The organism is Nonomuraea sp. NPDC049421, from assembly GCF_040677005.1.
Taxonomy (GTDB): Bacteria; Actinomycetota; Actinomycetes; order Streptosporangiales; family Streptosporangiaceae; genus Nonomuraea; species Nonomuraea salmonea.
This window is the reverse complement of the sequence record NZ_JBFAQA010000033.1, coordinates 78,297-96,212: the sequence shown is the minus strand read 5'-3', so window position 1 is coordinate 96,212 and position 17,916 is coordinate 78,297. Positions and strand designations below refer to the sequence as shown.

Below are 17,916 nucleotides of genomic sequence, written 5' to 3'. Positions count from 1 at the left end.
TGCCGGACCCCTGACGGGCGCCTTCGGGACGGGCCGCGCTCCGGGCCTGAAGCGGGTCAGGCGTTCTTCTCCGGGACGTCGAAGGCGGCGCTCGCGTAGGTGGCGAGCATGTCGCGGCCCTTGATCTCGGCGGCCGCGTCCGCGCCGACGACGCCCTGGCCGGGCAGCTGGCCCGCGCCGCCCTCCGGGCCGAGGGGGACGACGATGACCGCCGGCTGCCGCTCGTACGGGACCGGCTCGCCCTCGCCGGTGATGATCGCACGCAGGTTGGCGGCCAGCAGCTCGCCCTGCCGCGACGCGTACCCGGCCATGTCGCGGTCGGCGTCGGCGATGTCGCCGATCGCGAACACCCGCTCCTGCCCGCGCACCCGCAGCAGCTCGTCCACCTGGACGTAGCCGCGCTCGTCGAGGGCGGCGGCCAGCTCGCCGCGCAGGTAGCCGGTCCGCAGCCGCGCCCCGAAGCAGCGGAACCACATGTCGGCGACCAGCTTGTCCCCCGCCTCGGTGGCGATCGCGATGGGCGCCACGGTGGCGGGCTCGGCGGCCGGCAGCTCCCGCAGCGCGCTGCCGAGCTTGAGCTCGACGCCGATCTCGGCGAGCTGGCGGCGCAGCTCGTCCCGCAGCGACGGCTCGAACGGGCCGGGCAGGATGTCGTCGGACACGTCGGCCAGCGTGACGTGCTTGCCGGGGAAGGCCGCCTTGATCTCTCCCGCCAGTTCGAGCCCCACGGGCCCGGCGCCGACGAGCAGCACCCGTCCCGCCTCCTTGAGCGCGTCGTGCGCGGCGCGCACCTGGGCCTTGGCGGCGTCGGCGTCCGTGGTGTCGATCTTGGCGGGGAACGCGTACGCCGAGCCCGTGGCCAGCACCAGGTAGTCGGGCTCCAGCGTGGTCCCCGACGCCAGCGTCACGCGGCGGCCGTCCACGGCCACCGCGCTGTCACGCAGGAACCGGCCGTGCTCCAGCAGCCGCCGGTAGGGCAGGAAGATCCGGTCGAGCCACTCGGGCTCCACCAGCGCCCGCCATGCGGCCACGTTGTGCACGAAGGCGTCGGACGGGTCCACGAGCGTCACGTCGGCGACGCCGTCGAGCAGCTTGGCCACCTTGTGGCCGCCGTAGCCGCCACCGAGCACCATGACGGACGGGCGGGTGCCCGCGGTGTTCTCACTCATCACGCATCTCCTCACTAGGTATCGAGATGCGGCTACGTTATACATACTCACTACGAAAATCAAAGCGGCAGTTTTTCTGCTAGTTTGGGAGGCATGCCGGCACCGACACCGCACACCGTGGAAGCCTGCGTGCGCCGCGACGAGGCGCTGACCCGCGCGTTCACCCTGCTCGGCAAGCGCTGGGTCGGCGTCGTGCTGGCGAGCCTGCGCATGGGGCCCGCCGGGTTCCGCGAGCTGTCACGGGCCATCGAAGGAGTCAGCGACTCCGTGCTGTCCGACCGGCTGTCCGCGCTGACCAAAGAAGGGCTGATCGTCCGCAAGGTCGACGAGGGCCCGCCGGTCGCCGTGTCGTACGAGCTGACCGAGGCCGGCCAGGCGCTCATGCCGGCCCTGGAGCAGATCTCCCAGTGGGCCCACGAGCACCTGCCGCCCCGCTGACTACTTCCGGTGCGGCAACTGCCCGGCCGGCCCTTCCGCGAGTGTCCTAAGGTCATCCAGCGAATCGCCCATCGCGTCACCAACCGCCCTTGATCGCCCGGAATGGGGTGTTACGTTGAAGGGGCAGGCGGTGCCCCACACACCCGGCGAAGGACGTGGTCTTCCGTGCTCTACCTCTTCGGCTTCGATCGCATCGGCGTGGCCGTCAGCGACATCTTCTTCGTCGATCCCCACCCCATGAAGGGGCAGGAGGGGGCCGAGCGCGGCGTGCGGCTGGAGCTGCGCCGGCTGGAGACGGGTGAGCTGAAGGGGTCGATCTACTCGGCCCGGCCGATCACCGTCGACCGGCCGATCTGGCGGGTGGACCTGCTGGAGTCGGTCTCGGGGAAGCCGGGCAGCTTCGATCGCACGCATCACCATCCTGGCGTGGACGGCTGGGAGCCGGGGCAGCGGGTGTTCGACAAAGGACTGTCGCAGGAGCCGCTGAAGTGGCTGCTGCTGCGGCTGTCGGACCTCGAAGACGTGCTGGACAAGGCCGGCGAGCCTCGGGACACGGTGTCGGAGGCCGATGTGGTGGGGTTGCGCGATCGGGCGCCGGAGATCGTGGAGACGGTGGCTCGGCTGCTCGACGTCACCCGGTCCGCACCCGTGCCCGAAGGCGCCGAGGTGGCCACCAGCGTGCGGGCCAGCTGGTTGTGACACCCCCGTAGGTCAGCGGTCCCCCGAGGAGGTGCTGGGGCGGCGGTGGAGGAGGGAGAACTTCCCCCACATGGCCTCCGCCGCCTCGATGGAGGCCCCCGTACGCGCCGGGTCCACGGCGGCGAGCTGGGTGACCAGGGCCTGGGCGACGGCGATGCCGGCCGTCAGCGAAGGGAAGAACGCCTCGCCCTCCGCCGGCACCATGACGACCTCCTCGGCGGCCCCTGCCAGGGCGGGGCTGGCGGCGTCGGTGACGGCGAAGACGCGTACGCCGCGCGCCCTGGCCTCGTCGGCGGCGAGGACGGTGCTCTCGTACAGGCGCCAGAAACTGATCGCGATCAGGACGTCGCCCGCGGCGCTGGCGGCCATGGTGTTGGCGAGCTCCGCGTCTCCTCCGGTGACGGCGGTGACCGGGTAGCCGGCCAGGCGGGCGTTGTGGGCGAGGGCGATGCCGACGGCGGCGTAGCTGCCGTCGGCGACGATCACCGTACGCCGGGCCGCCGCGACGGCCTCGGCGATCGTCACCAGCACGCGCTCGTCGAGGCGGCGGTTGAGCAATGCCAGACTGTCGAGGTCGCGGCGCAGCGAGCGGGCGCTGGGCGAGCCGCTGCCGCGGTGCTCGGCGGCGACCTGTCCTGCGCTGAGTGAGGACAGGTAGCGGGCGCGCAGCTCCTGCTGGAGCGCGGGCCAGCCGGCGAAGCCGAGGGCCTGCGCCGTACGGGTGACGGTCGCCACGTTGACCCCGGCGAGCTGGGCCAGTTCCTGCGCCGACCCGAACGAGGCCCGGCGCGGCTGGGAGAGCAGCACTTCGAGCAGGGCGGCCGACTTGCCGCGCAGCCCGCGCGCCGGCAGCCGGTCGCGCAGCCATTCCTCGAAGCTGTCGGTGCCCGTCATCCCTCTCCTCGCCCGGCTCCTTGAGGCCCTTCGCGGGCATCCGGCGGGAGCCATGGTACGTGCTCCAGCCGAGCAGGACTTGCAAAGAATATTGCAATTTCAGCGAAACGCACTATATGTTGCTTCGCATTCGACCTGCAGGGCCAAGACCTGGGGAAAGGTGTGTTCGATGACCTTGTTGGCCCGTCTGGACCGGCTCCCGCTGAGCCGTCCCCACTACCTCCTCCTCCTGATCGGCGGCCTCGGCTACACCTTCGACGGCATGGACTCCGCCGTCGTCGCGTTCCTGCTGCCGAGCGCCCAGGAGGCCTGGGGCCTGTCGAACGGCCAGCTCGGCATCATCGGGTCGGCGACGCCGTTCGGGTTCCTGTTCGGCGCGACGGCGGCCGGGCTGCTGGGCGACCGGATCGGGCGCAAGAAGGTCATGATGTACGCGCTCGCCTTCTACGCCGTCTTCTCGGTGGTCGCCGCCTTCGCCCCCAACTATGAGATCTTCCTGGGCGCCCGCGTGCTGGCCGGAGCCGGCGCCGGCGCCGAGAGCGCGATCATCGCGCCGTTCCTGTCGGAGTTCGTGCCGGCCAAGCGGCGCGGCTGGTTCGTCGGCGCGCTGTCCGGGTTCTTCTCGTTCGGCTTCGTGGCGGCGGCGCTGATCGGCCGGTTCGTGGTGCCGACGTTCGACGAGGGCTGGCGGATCGCGCAAGTCGTCACCGCGCTGCCGATCCTCATGCTGCTGTGGTGGCGCCGCTCGCTGCCCGAGTCGCCCAGGTACCTGCTCCAGCAGGGCCGTACGGGCGAGGCCGAGCAGGTGGTCGCCGACCTGGAGCGCCGCGTCGAGCGCGCCACCGGAGCCCCGCTCCCGCCGGTGCCCGAGTCCGCGACCGCGCCGGCCGCCGAGACCCCCAAGGTGAACCTGCTCAGCGCCCTGCGCTTCCTGTGGAGCAAGGCCATGGCCAGGCGGACGGCGGTCATCTGGCTGATCTGGTTCGTGATCACGTTCTCGTACTACGGGTTCTTCTCCTGGATCCCCACGCTGCTCGTGCAGCGCGGCATCACGGTCACCAAGAGCTTCGAGTTCTCGATCATCATCTACCTGGCGCAGATCCCCGGCTACTTCTCCGCGGCCTGGCTGTCCGAGCGGCTCGACCGCAAGAACACCATCGCCATCTACCTCGCGGGCTCGGCGGTCAGCGCGTTCTGGCTGTCGCAGATGGACTCGCCCGTCACGATCACGCTCGCGGGCGCGGTGCTGTCGTTCTTCCTGAACGGCACGTACGCCGGCGTCTACTCCTACACCCCCGAGGTCTTCCCGACGTGGATCCGCGCCACCGGCACCGGCCTGTCCAGCGCGTTCGGCCGGGTCGGCAGCATCATGGCCCCGGCGATCATCGGCTGGTCGGCCGCGAGCCTCGGCTTCGCCGGGGTGTTCGGGCTGACCACGGCGGTGCTGGCGGCCGGCGTGATCTGCGTGATGGTGTTCGGCCTGGCCACCGCGGGCCGATCCCTGGAAGAGCTGACCGAATCCACCACCGGATCCACCACAGAGGAGGCGACCAAGTGAACGACCTGGACGAGCTGGAGCGGCGGGTCCGCGAGGAGGTGGGCGTGCGGCTGTTCACCGTCCTCGCCTGGGTGCCGGAACGCCGGGCCCTGCGCCGCGTGCACAGCAGCCACCCGGCCGAGTACCCCGTGGGCGGCGAGAAGACCGTCGAGGTGGCCCAGCAGTGGCTGAGCACCTGCATCGAGGGGCGCGAGCCGTACTTCGGCCGCGACAAGGCCGCCGTACGGGAGATCTTCGCCGACCACGAGCTGATCGAGAGCCTCGGCTGCGGCTCGATCATCAACGTGCCCGTGCTCGGCCGGGACGGCGAGGTCGCCGGGGTGCTCAACATCCTCGACGCCGAGGGCGCCTACGACGACGCATCGGTGGCCGCCGCCCAGGCGATCGCCAAGGAGTTCACGTTCGGAGGTGCCGCATGAGCCTGCTGCTGCGCAACGCGCTGCTGCTCGACGTCGAGACCGGCGAGTACGCCGAGGCCGACCTGCGCTGCGCCGACGGCCAGATCGCCGAGACCGGGCGCGGGCTCGGCGCGCCCGACGGCACGCGGGTGATCGACGTGGCGGGCGCGCGGGTCGTGCCCGGCCTGATCGACGCGCACGTGCACGTCACCGCCTCCAGCGCGGACCTCGGCTCGCTGCGCTCGATGCCCCCGTCGTACGTCACCGCCCACACCGCCCGCATCATGGGCGACATGCTGAGCCGCGGCTTCACCACCGTGCGCGACGCGTCCGGCGCCGACTTCGGCCTGGCCGACGCACAGGCCGAGGGGCTGATCCGGGGTCCGCGGCTGCTGTTCTGCGGCAAGGGGCTGAGCCAGACCGGCGGCCACGCCGACTTCCGCGGCCGGGGCGAGCACCTCACCGACGAGCATCCGTGCTGCGCGGGCGTCGGGCGGGTGGCCGACGGGGTGGACGCCGTGCGCGCCGCGGCCCGCGACGAGCTGCGCAAGGGCGCCCATCACATCAAGGTGATGGCCTCGGGCGGAGTCGCCTCCCCCACCGACCGCATCGACTCGACCCAGTACTCCATGGACGAGCTGCGCGCCGCCGTCGAGGAGGCCGAGGCCGCCAACCGGTACGTCGCCGCCCACGCCTACACCGCCCGCGCCGTCAACCGGGCCCTTGAGGCCGGGGTGCGCTCCATCGAGCACGGCAACCTCATCGACGACTCCAGCGTGGAGCTGTTCCTGCGGCACGACGCGTTCCTCGTGCCGACGCTGGTCACCTACTGGGCGCTGAAGGAGGAGGGCCGCGACTTCGGGCTGCCGGAGAGCAGCTGGCGCAAGGTGGACGAGGTGCTCGAAGCGGGCATCGTCGCGCTGGAACGGGCCGCGCGTGGCGGGGTGCGGCTGGCGTACGGGACGGACCTGCTCGGCGGCATGCACCGGCACCAGAACCAGGAGTTCCGGCTGCGGGCCGAGGTGCAGTCGCCCCTCGACGTGCTGCGCGCGGCCACCACGGGGGCGGCGGAGCTGGTCGGGCTGACCGGCGAGCTCGGCACGCTCGCCTTGGGTGCCCACGCCGACCTGCTGGTGCTCGACGGCGACCCGCTGGAGGACATCGGCGTCCTCGCCGACCCGAAGCACATCCGCCACGTCGTCCAGTCGGGCACGGTGGTCTGACCTGGAGGGTGCGGGCCGACGGGCGGGTGCGTACCGTGAGGGGCGTGCCGACGCTCGTGCGTGCCGCCCTGGTCGTCGCCGCGGTGGCGGTCCTGCTCATCGCCCTGCTGTGGGTGTTCCAGCGGCGGCTGATCTACCTGCCCGACCGCGCCGCCCCGCCGCCGGCCGGGACGGTCGTGCCGGGGGCGCGCGACGTCACGTTCACCACCCGGGACGGGCTCGAGCTCGCCGCCTGGCACGTCCCCGGCCGGCGTGACGTGACCGTGCTGGTGATGGGCGGCAACGCGGGCAACCGGCTGCACCGGGCGCCGCTGGCGAGCGCGCTGGCGGCGCACGGTCTCGGGGTGCTGCTCATGGACTACCGCGGCTACGGCGGCAACCCCGGCGACCCGGACGAGGAGGGCCTGTTCCGCGACGCGCTGGCGGCCCGCGACTGGCTGGGCGAGCGCCGGGTGGTGTACTTCGGCGAGAGCCTGGGCGCGGCGGTCGCGACCCGCCTCGCCATCGAGCGCCCGCCGCACGGGCTGCTGCTGCGCTCGCCGTTCACCGACCTGGCGGCGGCCGGCCAGGTCAACTACCCCTTCCTCCCGGTACGCCCCCTCCTGCGGGACCGCTTCCCCGTCGCCGAGCAGATCCGCCGGGTCCGCGCGCCGGTCGTCGTCGTGTACGGCACCGCCGACACGATCGTCCCCGCCCGCCTGAGCCGCACGGTCGCCGAGGCCGCCGGCGCCACGGTCGTGGAGATGGACGGGGCCGGCCACAACGACCTGGAGATGCTGAACGGCCCCGCCCTGATCGACGCCGTGCTCGATCTGGCGAGCCGGCCGGGCTAGAGCGGATGTATCCCCGGCGGCATCGTCAGGCCCCGCACGCCGCCGTACGATCCGCTGGTGACCGCCTTACGTCTGGCCGTGGCCGCGATGACCCCCGTCGACCGCGCCGATTACCTGGGATACACGCCCGACACCGAGAGCCGCAGGCTCATCGCACACGGGCTGCCCAAGGAGCTGCCGGAGACGCTCGGGGGCCGCCACCGCTTCACCCCGCTCTCCCTGCACGTCGGCGCCCGGCTGGCCGCGGCGGCCTTCGCCAGGCTCGACGGCGTCGGCCTGTTCTGGCTGGACGTGTGGCTGCTGTCGCCGCGCAGGGGCCGCTGGCAGCTGCGCACCGGCAGCACCACCCCGGCCGACCCGGGCGACGAGGATGTGCTGCGCCCGCGCCCGGCGGCCGACGTGCTGCACGGGCACGCGCCCGCCGGGCGCGGCTCCCGGTTCAACGTCAGCCGGGTGCCCTGGCTGCGGCGGCCGTTCCGGTGGGCGGCGTACGGCATCCTGCGCCTGTCGGCCGAGGTCGGCAGCGTGCGGATCGACGCGCGCGACGTCGTGGTGCCCGAGCACGGCCTGCAGGCGCTGGCCTGGTGGCCCGCCCGCGAAGGCGTGGAGGCCGAACTGCTCGACCACAACGGCCGGCCGCTGTCGTCGGTGACTTTGCGCTGATCCGTGCCGCACGCTGCTCGGCGCGAACGGCGTCACCCTCGAATACCCGGTGATCAGGCACGCGGTGAACCTGGAGTCGGTGCTGACCTGCGAGGGCACCTCCGAGGTCCACCAACTGGTCATCGGCAAGGCGCTGACCGGCATCGCCGCCTTCACGTGAGGGCTCAGAACGTCTGCCAGGTCGCCTCGGTGACCTGGCAGGGCCCGCCCTGGTGCACCCGCAGCCGCCCGGCGGGCAGGTCGAGCCCGATCATGGCGAGCGTCTCCCACCGCTGGTTGAGCGGCTGGGTGAGGTCGGGATGCGCGCAGACGGGCGCGGCGGGAGCGTGGCTGAGCATGGCGAGCGCCCGCGCGTTCTGATCGTCCTGGCTCAGCCCCTCGACGTGGTCGCTCAGGTGGCGGAACCGGTCGTAGGTGCCGGGCCGCTGGGTGGCGTGCCGCTCCCCCGCCGCGAGGTCCGCGTCCAGGAAGTGGTTGCAGTGCAGCAGGACGCCGTCGGGCCCCGGCGGGATGACGGCCACGCCGGCCGGGGAGATCTCGATGGATCCCGCGTCCGACTCCGTCACCACCGTGATCACGGTCGAGGCCGACACCCGGGCCGAGCGGGCGATCTCGGCCGCCTCCTCGACTGAGGCCGCCTCGTCGAGGATGCGGCGGGCGATCAGGTGCACGGGCACGCCGAGGTCGGCGGTGTCGGACTCGTGGCGCAGGATGTTGAAGTGCACGCCCAGCCCTGCGGTGCCGATCCCGATCTTGGCCAGCGCCCCTGCCTCGGTGAACGTGCGCACGACGTGCCCTGGGCGCGGCTCCAGCTCCCACAGGATGGGCGCGTCGCGCAGGTGGTCGTGCCAGTCCCACGTCTGCACCGTACGCGGCGGGCCGCTCTCGGGCAGCACCACCGAGGTCGAGCACTCGCCATGCCCGATCGCGTCGATGGCGGCCAGGATCTCCGTACGCGCGTTGACGACGGCGACCTGCCACGGCTCCAGACCGGCGCCCGCGGCGATCCCGGCCATCTCCTCCGCCAGGTTCGGCGCCCAGTCGGCGCTGCGGTCAAGGGCCCGCTCGCCCCACGCGCGCACCTGCGCGGAGGTGGCGCCGGCCACGGCGAACAGGTCGGTGTAGCCGGCGTAGTTGGCGGCGATGTGCTTGCGCAGGTGGGTGCCGAGTTCCTTGCCGCGGAGCCGGGGTTCGGTCTGGCTGGACGAGAAAGTAGGAAAAGTCATCACTTGTCCATCAAATCGGCGAGCCGCGGATTGTCGGCGGCGAAGTCGGCGCGGACGCGCTCGTACCGTTCGGCGTCGATGTCCTGGCTCAGCTTGAACATGGCCTGTACCGACCGTACGTGCACGCGGAAGGCCACTACCCCGGCCAGCAGGGCGCGGAACCTCTCCCGTGAGGCGGGCGTCGGCTCCCAGGACGGCTCCCGCGCGTTGCTGGCTACGCCCATGGACGCCTTGATCTGCGCCCCCACCGGCGCGGCCACGGAGGTGGCGCCGCTGCTGAACGCCTCGGGCACCGGCGTCCTCCTGGCCTCCGCACCTCCACCATCCTCCGCCCGTGGCGGCAGGCCGGCCTCACGCTCTCACCATGCGCCCGGCTCGCGGACGGTATCGGCGCGATCTGACCCCGACATGACGGAAGGCTCTCCCCGCCTCCCCTGTGGAGGGAGACGGGGAGAGCCTTCCACGACCGGCCGGTCGTCAGGTCGGGGGATGCCGGTCCGCAACCACGACGAAGGAAGCGTCTGCGTGGAGTTCCCTCGGCCGGGAGGTCTTCGGGCTCTTTCAGCTGAAGGTGACGTCGCTGCAGAAGTAGTACGTCTGGTCCATGTGGGAGGCCTTCCAGATCGTGTAGACGATGTGGCGGCCGGTGCGGGAGCCCTTGTTGAGGCCGGTGATCATGTACTCGCCGCCGGGGGCGTACCTGGGGGTCTCTCTGATCAGTTCCAGGTGGTTCCAGCCGAGGGCCGTCGTCGTGGCGTCGTAGCCCTGCCTGGTGATGTAGACCCTGATGTAGTCGGCGCCGTGGTGGGCCTGGTCGGTCAGGCGGATGTTGAACGTGCCGCCGAGGCTCGTCGTCTTCCACGCGCCAGGCGTGTCCATGGAGCGGTAGCGGCCGTCCTGGGTGCGGCCGGCGCTGCAGAGCTGGCCGTTGGGCACGGCGGCCTGGTGGTTGCCGCCGACGTTGTCACGGTAGAGGCCGTTCCAGTTCCACATGGCGTTGGTGTTGTCCTGCCACGCCTGCCAGCACATCGGGTCCTGCTGCGCCATGGCGGGGTTCTGGAAGTCGCTGCCCCAGCGCAGCCAGCAGCCGTAGTTGCGGGAGGCCGGGTCGACGACGGAACCGTGCGCCGATGCGGTGCCGGTCAACGGCACGAGCAGGATCATCGCGATGGAGAAGAGCAGGACCAGGGCGCGCGGCGCCCTGCGGCGGTGCGGTGCTTGGGGCATGTGCGGTCTCCGTGTTCCGGTCGGGGGTTGCCGGTGATGAGGAGCGCTCCTGGTGGGGGGACGGTATCTGACGGCCGTGGTCCGGCCAAGTGATGCCCGCTGTCAGCTCCGCGGAGGGTGGTCCCGCATCGGGGGTTGAGCTGCGGAAAGGGCTTTCCCGACATTGCTCAGAGACTTGAAACTTTCAAGAGGGCGAGCTGTAACGGCGCCAAAACTAAGAGTGATGAAATACGGGTAAGTAGCATGTGGCCGAGGGCGAGAATCTCGATACTGAGTGGGTGACCGCAATGGCAACGATCGAGCCGGCCGGGACTGAGCGAACCGTTCTCCCCGGCAAGCCGCCGTTCACTGTCGACGACCTGCTCGGCTTCCCTGACGATGGGAACCGCTACGAGCTTCTTAACGGGAGCCTACTGGTGAGTCCAGCCCCTACGCCCCTGCACCAGCGCATCATCTACCGCCTGCAGCGGTTGCTCGATGATGCGGCACCGCCCGGGCTGGAGCCACTGGCGACTGTCAATCTGCGGGTGACCGACAGCAACTTCTACATCCCCGACCTAGTCGTGGTCCGCGCGGAAGCGGCTAGCAATGTGGAGTTGATGTTCGCGCCCCGTCACCTGCTCCTCGCTGTGGAGGTGGGCAGCCCGAGCACCACCACCCATGATCAAAGCATCAAACCCTTCGCGTACGCCCGGGCAGGCATCCCTCACTACTGGCGCATCGAGCCCGACGAAGGACCTGCTCTCTACACCTACCGGCTCGACGGCGACGGATATGGCGAGCCCGCCATTCACAAGGCAGGCACGGTCGCTCACCTGACGGCGCCCTTCCCGCTCGCCTTCGATCCCGTCGTGCTCAGCGCCGAGCACCGCTGAACCCTCCGACGCAGGAGATGTGCCTGGCCCCGGGTCTGCCGGCCCCCTCCTGCCGGGAGTGGCCGGGGTCCAGGGTTCTCATCCCTCTTCCCGTGAGGTTTTCGCGGCCAGGGAGGTGTAGACGGTGACCTCGTCCGGCTGGACCAGGCCGTCCTGGATGGCGCAGATGAGGAGTTTCTCCTTGGTGGGTGCGGGGCGGCCGGCGGCGGCGTACTTGACGCGGGCGCGGTCGATGTACTGCCGCACCGTACGTTCCTTGATCCCCATGCGGGCCGCCACCGACGCCTTCGACATCGACTGGAACCAGTAGAGCAGCGCCATCCGCTCCTTGTCGGACAGCTGCGGACGGTGCGGGCCCTCGTCGGTGGCGATGGCCTGGGCCATGGGAGGCGTGACGCTGGGCCGGTCGGCGGCGACCTCCATGATGGTCTCCAGGCACGACTCGCGGGTGGCGCGGCCCTTGCCGATGAAGGCCGAGGCGCCGGCGTCGAGCGCGGCCCGGACGATCTCCGGCTCCTCGTGCTCGGAGAAGACGATGACGCGCTGCCCGCCCGCGCATAACCCGGCGATGCGGTCCATGACCATCGTGCCGTTGAGGTTGAGGTCGAGCAGCAGCACGTCGGCGGCGACGCCGCCGACCGACTCGATGGTGGGCCCCTGGGCGACGAGCGTGACGGGACCAGGCGGGCCGAACCACGACCGTACGCCGTCCACCACCACTTGGTGGTCCTCCACCAGCGCGACGGTCACCGGCCCTCCCAGATGCTGTTGACCCACACCTCACCTCCCTGCCGCTGGTAGCTGACGACGACCCCGCTGGCCTCGCGTACGGGGCTGGGGCTGACGGGCAGGTCCTCGTTGTCGGCGACGACGGCGACGCTGACCATCGTGGACATGGCCGACACGGTCACCCTGGCCCGCGACCTCGCGCCGTCGAGCGCGCGGACGGGCGCCCTGAGCAGGTCCTCGCGGACGCCGTCCGGCAGCTCGGGCAGCCGTTCGCCGAAGGGCGGCGCGGTGACGAGGACCTGGCGGCGCTCGGCGGCGTCGATGCGCTCGCGCAGCACGGACACCAGCTCGTCGGGCACGTCCTCGCGTTCGGTGATGAGGCGGCGCAGCCGGGCGGCGCCGGCGGTGCAGTCCTCGCGGACGCGCGGGTCGCCGGGGTCGGCGCCGTCGGCGAGCTGGTGGAGCAGGTTCTCGGCGACGTCGCGGATGGCCTCGTAGCGGCGCAGCCGGTCGGCGTGGATGCGCTGGGCGGACTCGCGCCAGGCGTCGTCGGCGGCGAGCCTGCGGGCCAGCAGCACGGTCTCCTCGGCGCGGGCGCGCAGCATGTGGCAGCCGGCCATGTAGCCGAGCTGCATGGTGACGCCGCCGGCGATGACGACGAGGTATTTGGCGATGGAGACGCGGTCGAGCGAGCCGGAGAGCGCCATGGCGAGGAGCATGATGCCGGCGTTGGCGCTCAGGAAGGCGATCATCTCGGCCTTCCAGCGGGGCCGGTTCCAGCTCAGCATGACGGCGAGCCAGCCGACCGAGCCCCATCCCCAGTCGCTGATGCCGAGCAGCTCGCCGGGGCGGCAGGCGAGGATGACGGCGACGTCCACGGCGAGCGCGGCGACGGCGAGCTCGCGGATGCGCGCGGGGCCGCTGGAGGTACGCGCCAGGGCGAGCGCGCCGATCACCAGGATCACGGAGTAGACGACCCAGGCGACGAGCACGACGATCGGCCAGCGGAAGGAGCTCCAGCCGGTGAGAGTGACCGTGAGGTCGTAGCCGAGGTGCCAGACGGCGGCGATGACGACCGCGCCGAGCGCGGTGTAGCGGGCGTAGCGCTGGGCTACCTGCTCGATCTCCTCGGTCATGGCCGCCACCACAGGCTGACGCGGGTGCCGCGGTCGCCGGAGGTGATGGCGGCGCCGCCGTTCGGCAGGGAGCGCATGGTGTCGAGGATGGAGCCGCGGACGCCGAACCGGTCGGGCGGCAGGCGGTGCTGGTCGAAGCCGCGCCCGTGGTCGGCCACCTCGACCCTGATCGTGCCGTCGCGCCGGCCGCAGACCAGCTCGGCCTCGCGGACGCCGGCGTGCAGCGCGACGTTGGCGAGCGCCTCGGTGACGGCGCGGGCGAAGCGCTCGGCGACCTCGCCTGGGACGGTCTCGGGGGTGAGGTCGCGGCGTACCTGGAGGCCGTCGGCGCGCCCGGCGACCTCGTCGAGCAGCGCGTCGAGCGCGATGGGCGCGGGGTCCGCGGTCGGCTGATCGCGCAGCTTCTCCAGCGCGGTGAGGTCGGTGCCGGCCTGGGCGCGCAGGGTGGCGGACGGCTTGTCGTACGTGCCGAGCCCGACCATGGTGAGCGTGTGCAGCGCGGTCTCGTGGATGCTGCTGACCTGGCGCAGCTCGTCCTCGCGGCGCAGGCGTTCGACGATGCGGGCGATCTCGGCCTGGGCGCTCTGCCGCAGGAAGGCGTCGGCGGATGCGGCCGAGCGGCGCAGCAGCGCCATCAGCAGCGCGATGGCGAGCAGCTGCACGATGTTGACCCCGAACGGGCCCGTCACGTCGTGCGTGGGCGAGGCGATGCGGACGCCGGCCGCGAACGACACGGCCACCACGAGCCCGGCGGGCACGGCCAGACGGGGACGCCATCGGGCGCCGGCCAGGACGATGGTCATCGTGACCAGCCCCGAGACGAAGCTCGACCCGGTGTTGAGCGCCTCAGACGGCACCAGGTGGACCTGGGCCAGGCAGAGCGCGACGGTGGCGGCCACATCACCGGCCACCAGCCAGTGCGGCAGCGGCAGCGCGCGCAGGAAGACCCGCAGGTGCAGCGCGGTCCAGGCCAGGTGGACGAGCAGCATCGGCACGAGCCAGCCGAGCGAGACCGGAGGTACGGCGCCGAACAGCGCGGCGACCACCGCCACCACCCCGACCGCGCTGCGTGCGCCGGAGGCCGTGCGGGCGACCGCCTTCTCCAGCTGCCTGGTGGCCGAGTCGTATCTCGTGGAGCCGGAGTGAGCCATGAGCCGTCCGCACGCGAGATGGGCACAAGACGGGACTCACGATAACGCAGGGCATGATGCTCCATAAGGCGTCAAATCCTGTTGTCACCAGGGTTTCCGGCCTTGTCAAGATCCCGCCCGCTCCCGGAGGGGTCGCCGGGTACGCGGTGGGGTCGCGCGTGATGGGTGGCATGTGTGTGTCATCCTCGTCACCGGGGTGGCCGCGGTGTCCTGCGTGGTGTCGGCCCTCACCCCGAAATCTGTCCCCGTCCGGACGTCACGACATGACGGTCGATCGGCCGTCAGTTGCCGCGCGCGTAAAAAGCGTTCACTGGGATCGGTGTGCCGCGGTGATCGCGGCAGGGGGAGGGGACCTCATGACGGTTTTCGTGATCACGTTCCTGCTGGGCTGCCTCTCGGTGATGACGGTCAGGGGCAGGCAGGGCAACTGGCCGGCGGGGATGCCGGTGTCGCGGTCGCGGCTGGTGGCGGTGGGCGGCACGTACGAGGGCGGGCAGGCGAGCCCGTCCGACGCGTACGTCGTGCAGGAGCGGATGATCGCCGCGGCCCGCGGCATGGGCGGCGGGGCGCACACGGCGGCCGCGCTGACCCTCGGCACGGTGGTGGCGGCCCGGCCGCAGCACGGCGGAGTGTGCGAGGAGGACCTGGACGAGTGCGCGCAGGCCGCCCACCGCGCGGTGCGGGCGTCGGGCGACGGCCTGTCCGGCGCCCTGGACCTGGTGGTGCTCGACCGTACGGAGACGCCGCGGCTGCGGTTCGTGCACGCCGGGGGCGGCACGATCTGGCACTGCCAGAAGGGCGGGCAGGCGCGGCTGCTGACGACCCCCGCGTACGGCGAGTGCCGCGTCGGCATGCCTGGCCCGTTCGGCCCGCAGGTGGGCACGGTGGCGCTGCGGCCGGGCGACCGGGTGGCGATCGCGAGCGAGGGGGCGCTCGACGCGCTGGGGGCGGAGCGGCTGAAGGTGCTGTTCGCGGCGGGCGCGTCGCCGGCGTCCTGCCTGGACCGCATCTACGACGAGATGGCCGCTCAGGAGCCCAAGGACGACGCCACGGTGATCATCGCGGAGTTCGTGACGGCCTGAACGCCGGGAAGGCCGGGTATGCCCGTAAGATCGTCCATGTGAGCGCACCACACGGCATCAACCCGAACATCCCTCACTCCGCCCGGGTCTACGACTATTGGCTCGGCGGCAAGGACAACTTCGAGGCCGATCGCCGGGTGGCCGAGCAGACGATGGCCGCCGTGCCGGGCATCCGCGAGAGCGCCAGGAACAACCGGGCCTTCCTCGGCCGGGCCGTGCGCCATCTCAGCGGTCTCGGCGTCCGGCAGTTCCTCGACCTGGGCACGGGCATCCCCAGCCAGGGCAACACGCACGAGATCGCGCAGGCGGAGGCGCCCGAGTCGAGGGTGGTCTACGTCGACAACGACCCCATCGTGATGGCGCACGCCAGGGCGCTGCTGACCAGCACGCCCGAGGGGCGCACGGCCTACCTCGAGGCCGACGTCCGCGAGCCGCGCACGATCCTGGAGCACCCCGACACGCTGGCCACACTCGACTTCACCCAGCCGGTCGCGCTCGTCATGGTGGCGATCCTCATGCACATCTCCGACGCCGACGACCCTGAGGGCCTGGTCAAGGCGTACACGCAGGCGCTGCCGGCGGGCAGCTACCTGGTGCTGAGCCACCTGACGCTCGACCTGATCGACAAGCGGACGGCCGACGACTACGTGGCCGCCACGAGCTCGCAGGCCATGCACAGGACGCCGCGCACCGGCGAGCAGATCTCCCGCTACTTCGACGGGTTCGACCTGCTGGAGCCCGGGCTGGTGGCGGTGTCGAAGTGGCGCGAGACGCCGCTCTTCCCCGACGAGCCGGCCTGGATGTACGCCGGGGTCGGCCGCAAGCGCTGACGACGACGTGAGGACGACGGTCACCGCCGAGCCGCCCGCGGCCGACGAACTGCCGGCGCCGCGGCGGCGCCGCAGGTGGATGACGTGGACGGCGGCCGTGCTGCTGGCGTTGTGGGCGCTCGTCCGTACCTTCGGGTGGGAGCGCGGCTCGTTCGAGGCGCAGCTCATGACCGTCACCCCGTACGGCGTGGTTCTGGCTGCGCTGACCGCGGCCGTGGCGCTGCTGCGCCGCAACCGGTGGGCGGCGCTGGTGGCCGCGCTGGCGTGCGTGACGATGATCGCGCTGGTGGCGCCGCGTACGGTGGCCGCCGAGCAGCCGCCCGCCAGGGGCGCGACGCTGCGGGTGCTGTCGATCAACCTGTTCGGCCGGGCGGACGCCGCCGCCGTGGTGGACGCCGTCCGCCGCTACGACGTGGACGTCTTCAGTGCCCCCGAGCTGACCCACGCCGAGGCGGACCGGCTCGACACGGCCGGGCTGCGCGGGCTCCTGCCGTACCGGGTGCTGCAGGCGGAGGCCGACGTGAGCGGCAGCGGCATCTACGCCCGGCATCCGGTCACGGAGCTGACCGGCCTGTTCACGCCGATCGGCCACAACATGCCGGCCGCCGCCCTGACGCTGCCCGGCGGCAGCCGCCTGGAAGTCGTCTCCGTGCACCCCAACCCGCCGCTGGGCCGCAAGGAGCAGGAGTGGAAGGCGTCCCTGCGCGCCCTGCCCGGCCCCTCGCCGTCGGTGGTGCGGGTGCTGGCCGGCGACTTCAACGCCGGCCTGGACCACCGCCCCTTCCGCGAGCTGCTGGCCAGGGGGTACGTGGACGCCGCCGACCAGCTCGGCCAGGGGCTCACGCCCACGTGGCCGAACTTCCGGCCGATGCCGCCGATCATCGCCATCGACCACGTCGTGGCGGACCGGCGGGTGGCGGTGCGCGACTTCGAGGTGCTGGACGTTCCCGGGACCGACCATCGCGGCGTGTTCGCCGAGCTGCAGCTGCCCTGAGCCGTTCCGGGATAGGGCGATGCCACCCCGAAGACAGCTCGAATACATGTTCGAACACGGGATCGTCTCCTGATGCTCAGACGCTTACGCACGCTCGGCCCGCCCATGGTGGCGCGGGCGGTCGACCCGTCGAGCCGCTGACCACGCTCGCCCAGCCCGGCCGGTGGGCGCCGCTCACCTACGTCAACGCGGCAGGCAACCTGGTGACGCCGCCGTTCCTGGCGCCGCACTGGGGCCGGGTCGCCTCCTTCGGCGGGCGGGCGGTGGTCGCCGCCGGGTCGTCGCTGGTGGAGCCCGGGGTGACGCCCGCCAGTGACGTGACGCTGCGCTGGAGCACGTTCAGCGCCGCCGCCGAGGAGGCCGGCCTGTCGCGCCGGTACGGCGGCATCCACTTCGAGGGCCGGGCGCTCGGCCGGGCGGTCGGCGCGGCGGCCTGGGAGCGCGCGAAGGCGTACTGGACCGGCCGCCACTGACAGCGGAGCGCCCGCCCCCCTGGTGGGAGCGGGCGCCGTCGTGCTGCGGAAGGTCAGGCCGCGCTCTCCTCGGCCACTCGGGGGAGCACGTCGAGGTCGTACGCCCCCGACTTGACGGCCGCGGTGAACGCCTCCCAGTCGCGGCGAGGTACTTCCAGGACCACGTCCGGGTGATCCACGTGGATGACCTCCACGTGGTCGTTGATGCGCTTCGCCGCGACGCGGCCGGCGTCTTGTGTCATCTGCAGCACTCCTCTCGGTGCGATGCGGGCTCCGCCCCGGCCGCCCGTTCGCAGGAGGACCGGGGCGGTTGCCGGA

General features: G+C 72.1%; 21 protein-coding genes and 1 pseudogene. 13 read left to right on the top strand and 9 right to left on the bottom strand.

Annotated elements, in window-relative coordinates:
* Positions 1-56 precede the first annotated feature (56 nt).
* The gene (locus tag AB0K18_RS40870; protein WP_364926016.1) at positions 57-1,169 is read right to left on the bottom strand and encodes an FAD-dependent oxidoreductase; all 1,113 of its coding nucleotides are present in this window, start codon (positions 1,167-1,169) and stop codon (positions 57-59) included.
* A 93-nt stretch (positions 1,170-1,262) separates the two neighbouring features.
* Between AB0K18_RS40870 and AB0K18_RS40865 the strand changes: the two genes are divergently transcribed.
* Both AB0K18_RS40865 and AB0K18_RS40860 read left to right on the top strand, forming a co-directional pair.
* Positions 1,263-1,607 carry a helix-turn-helix domain-containing protein gene (locus tag AB0K18_RS40865; protein WP_364926014.1) on the top strand — a complete coding sequence of 115 codons (345 nt, stop codon included), beginning with the start codon at positions 1,263-1,265 and terminating at the stop codon, positions 1,605-1,607.
* 165 nt (positions 1,608-1,772) lie between these two features.
* Positions 1,773-2,306: a hypothetical protein gene (locus AB0K18_RS40860; protein WP_345399917.1), complete on the top strand. Its 534-nt coding sequence runs from the start codon at positions 1,773-1,775 to the stop codon at positions 2,304-2,306.
* A gap of 12 nt (positions 2,307-2,318) precedes the next feature.
* On the opposite strand, the gene AB0K18_RS40855 is transcribed toward AB0K18_RS40860, so the two are convergent.
* The gene (locus tag AB0K18_RS40855) at positions 2,319-3,200 is read right to left on the bottom strand and encodes a MurR/RpiR family transcriptional regulator (RefSeq protein ID WP_364926012.1); all 882 of its coding nucleotides are present in this window, start codon (positions 3,198-3,200) and stop codon (positions 2,319-2,321) included.
* A gap of 169 nt (positions 3,201-3,369) precedes the next feature.
* Between AB0K18_RS40855 and AB0K18_RS40850 the strand changes: the two genes are divergently transcribed.
* From AB0K18_RS40850 to AB0K18_RS40825, 6 genes and pseudogenes are all read left to right on the top strand, one after another.
* Positions 3,370-4,758 (top strand): MFS transporter, encoded by a 1,389-nt coding sequence (locus AB0K18_RS40850; RefSeq protein WP_364926010.1) that lies wholly within the window; start codon positions 3,370-3,372, stop codon positions 4,756-4,758.
* The gene (locus tag AB0K18_RS40845; protein WP_355418923.1) at positions 4,755-5,177 is read left to right on the top strand and encodes a GAF domain-containing protein; all 423 of its coding nucleotides are present in this window, start codon (positions 4,755-4,757) and stop codon (positions 5,175-5,177) included. Before AB0K18_RS40850 ends, AB0K18_RS40845 begins: the two co-directional genes overlap by 4 nt.
* Positions 5,174-6,379: an amidohydrolase family protein gene (locus AB0K18_RS40840; RefSeq protein WP_364926009.1), complete on the top strand. Its 1,206-nt coding sequence runs from the start codon at positions 5,174-5,176 to the stop codon at positions 6,377-6,379. The genes AB0K18_RS40845 and AB0K18_RS40840 overlap by 4 nt, the downstream gene beginning before the upstream one ends.
* A gap of 44 nt (positions 6,380-6,423) precedes the next feature.
* Positions 6,424-7,212 carry an alpha/beta hydrolase gene (locus AB0K18_RS40835; RefSeq protein ID WP_364926008.1) on the top strand — a complete coding sequence of 263 codons (789 nt, stop codon included), beginning with the start codon at positions 6,424-6,426 and terminating at the stop codon, positions 7,210-7,212.
* 57 nt (positions 7,213-7,269) lie between these two features.
* The gene (locus AB0K18_RS40830; RefSeq protein WP_364926006.1) at positions 7,270-7,875 is read left to right on the top strand and encodes a hypothetical protein; all 606 of its coding nucleotides are present in this window, start codon (positions 7,270-7,272) and stop codon (positions 7,873-7,875) included.
* Between the two features lie 7 nt (positions 7,876-7,882).
* Positions 7,883-8,035, top strand: a pseudogene (locus tag AB0K18_RS40825) (acyl-CoA dehydrogenase family protein); the annotation flags it as partial.
* 4 nt (positions 8,036-8,039) lie between these two features.
* On the opposite strand, the gene AB0K18_RS40820 reads toward AB0K18_RS40825, so the two are convergent.
* The 3 genes from AB0K18_RS40820 to AB0K18_RS40810 form a co-directional block, all read right to left on the bottom strand.
* On the bottom strand, positions 8,040-9,101 hold the full coding sequence (locus AB0K18_RS40820) for a C45 family peptidase (protein WP_364926004.1): 1,062 nt from the start codon (positions 9,099-9,101) through the stop codon (positions 8,040-8,042).
* Positions 9,101-9,394, bottom strand: a complete 294-nt coding sequence (locus AB0K18_RS40815; protein WP_364926002.1) for a hypothetical protein — start codon at positions 9,392-9,394, stop codon at positions 9,101-9,103. Before AB0K18_RS40815 ends, AB0K18_RS40820 begins: the two co-directional genes overlap by 1 nt.
* Positions 9,395-9,662: 268 nt before the next feature.
* Positions 9,663-10,328 (bottom strand): lytic polysaccharide monooxygenase, encoded by a 666-nt coding sequence (locus tag AB0K18_RS40810; RefSeq protein ID WP_364926000.1) that lies wholly within the window; start codon positions 10,326-10,328, stop codon positions 9,663-9,665.
* Between the two features lie 287 nt (positions 10,329-10,615).
* Here AB0K18_RS40810 and AB0K18_RS40805 point away from each other — a divergent pair, with 287 nt between their 5' ends.
* A complete protein-coding gene (locus tag AB0K18_RS40805; protein WP_364369254.1) occupies positions 10,616-11,203 on the top strand; it encodes a Uma2 family endonuclease in 588 nt (195 codons plus the stop codon).
* 78 nt (positions 11,204-11,281) lie between these two features.
* Here AB0K18_RS40805 and AB0K18_RS40800 read toward each other — a convergent pair whose 3' ends face one another.
* Genes AB0K18_RS40800 through AB0K18_RS40790 form a run of 3 tightly spaced genes read right to left on the bottom strand, consistent with a single transcriptional unit; the run spans position 11,282 to position 14,219 of the window.
* Positions 11,282-11,953, bottom strand: a complete 672-nt coding sequence (locus AB0K18_RS40800) for a response regulator (RefSeq protein WP_364925997.1) — start codon at positions 11,951-11,953, stop codon at positions 11,282-11,284.
* Positions 11,950-13,068: a hypothetical protein gene (locus AB0K18_RS40795; protein ID WP_364925995.1), complete on the bottom strand. Its 1,119-nt coding sequence runs from the start codon at positions 13,066-13,068 to the stop codon at positions 11,950-11,952. The genes AB0K18_RS40800 and AB0K18_RS40795 overlap by 4 nt, the downstream gene beginning before the upstream one ends.
* Positions 13,065-14,219 carry an ATP-binding protein gene (locus AB0K18_RS40790; RefSeq protein ID WP_364925993.1) on the bottom strand — a complete coding sequence of 385 codons (1,155 nt, stop codon included), beginning with the start codon at positions 14,217-14,219 and terminating at the stop codon, positions 13,065-13,067. Before AB0K18_RS40790 ends, AB0K18_RS40795 begins: the two co-directional genes overlap by 4 nt.
* 356 nt (positions 14,220-14,575) lie before the next feature.
* Here AB0K18_RS40790 and AB0K18_RS40785 point away from each other — a divergent pair, with 356 nt between their 5' ends.
* The 4 genes from AB0K18_RS40785 to AB0K18_RS40770 all read left to right on the top strand — a co-directional run bounded on the left by AB0K18_RS40785 (position 14,576) and on the right by AB0K18_RS40770 (position 17,598).
* Positions 14,576-15,301, top strand: coding sequence for a SpoIIE family protein phosphatase (locus tag AB0K18_RS40785; RefSeq protein WP_364925991.1), 726 nt, complete (start codon positions 14,576-14,578; stop codon positions 15,299-15,301).
* 38 nt (positions 15,302-15,339) lie between these two features.
* A complete protein-coding gene (locus AB0K18_RS40780) occupies positions 15,340-16,131 on the top strand; it encodes an SAM-dependent methyltransferase (RefSeq protein ID WP_364925990.1) in 792 nt (263 codons plus the stop codon).
* 7 nt (positions 16,132-16,138) lie between these two features.
* Positions 16,139-17,125 carry an endonuclease/exonuclease/phosphatase family protein gene (locus tag AB0K18_RS40775; RefSeq protein WP_364925988.1) on the top strand — a complete coding sequence of 329 codons (987 nt, stop codon included), beginning with the start codon at positions 16,139-16,141 and terminating at the stop codon, positions 17,123-17,125.
* A gap of 203 nt (positions 17,126-17,328) precedes the next feature.
* Entirely contained in the window at positions 17,329-17,598 is a 270-nt protein-coding gene (locus tag AB0K18_RS40770; RefSeq protein ID WP_364925985.1) for a hypothetical protein, read from the top strand.
* A gap of 53 nt (positions 17,599-17,651) precedes the next feature.
* Here AB0K18_RS40770 and AB0K18_RS40765 read toward each other — a convergent pair whose 3' ends face one another.
* Positions 17,652-17,840, bottom strand: coding sequence for a hypothetical protein (locus tag AB0K18_RS40765; protein ID WP_355418876.1), 189 nt, complete (start codon positions 17,838-17,840; stop codon positions 17,652-17,654).
* Positions 17,841-17,916: the final 76 nt, after the last annotated feature.

Bases quoted from the DNA above. Each gene is read 5' to 3' on its own strand.
- AB0K18_RS40870 (WP_364926016.1), bottom strand. From the start codon at position 1,169: ATGAGTGAGAACACCGCGGGCACCCGCCCGTCCGTCATGGTGCTCGGT.
- AB0K18_RS40865 (WP_364926014.1), top strand. From the start codon at position 1,263: ATGCCGGCACCGACACCGCACACCGTGGAAGCCTGCGTGCGCCGCGAC.
- AB0K18_RS40855 (WP_364926012.1), bottom strand. From the start codon at position 3,200: ATGACGGGCACCGACAGCTTCGAGGAATGGCTGCGCGACCGGCTGCCG.
- AB0K18_RS40850 (WP_364926010.1), top strand. From the start codon at position 3,370: ATGACCTTGTTGGCCCGTCTGGACCGGCTCCCGCTGAGCCGTCCCCAC.
- AB0K18_RS40840 (WP_364926009.1), top strand. From the start codon at position 5,174: ATGAGCCTGCTGCTGCGCAACGCGCTGCTGCTCGACGTCGAGACCGGC.
- AB0K18_RS40820 (WP_364926004.1), bottom strand. From the start codon at position 9,101: ATGACTTTTCCTACTTTCTCGTCCAGCCAGACCGAACCCCGGCTCCGC.
- AB0K18_RS40810 (WP_364926000.1), bottom strand. From the start codon at position 10,328: ATGCCCCAAGCACCGCACCGCCGCAGGGCGCCGCGCGCCCTGGTCCTG.
- AB0K18_RS40805 (WP_364369254.1), top strand. From the start codon at position 10,616: ATGGCAACGATCGAGCCGGCCGGGACTGAGCGAACCGTTCTCCCCGGC.
- AB0K18_RS40795 (WP_364925995.1), bottom strand. From the start codon at position 13,068: ATGACCGAGGAGATCGAGCAGGTAGCCCAGCGCTACGCCCGCTACACC.
- AB0K18_RS40790 (WP_364925993.1), bottom strand. From the start codon at position 14,219: ATGGCTCACTCCGGCTCCACGAGATACGACTCGGCCACCAGGCAGCTG.
- AB0K18_RS40785 (WP_364925991.1), top strand. From the start codon at position 14,576: ATGACGGTTTTCGTGATCACGTTCCTGCTGGGCTGCCTCTCGGTGATG.
- AB0K18_RS40765 (WP_355418876.1), bottom strand. From the start codon at position 17,840: ATGACACAAGACGCCGGCCGCGTCGCGGCGAAGCGCATCAACGACCAC.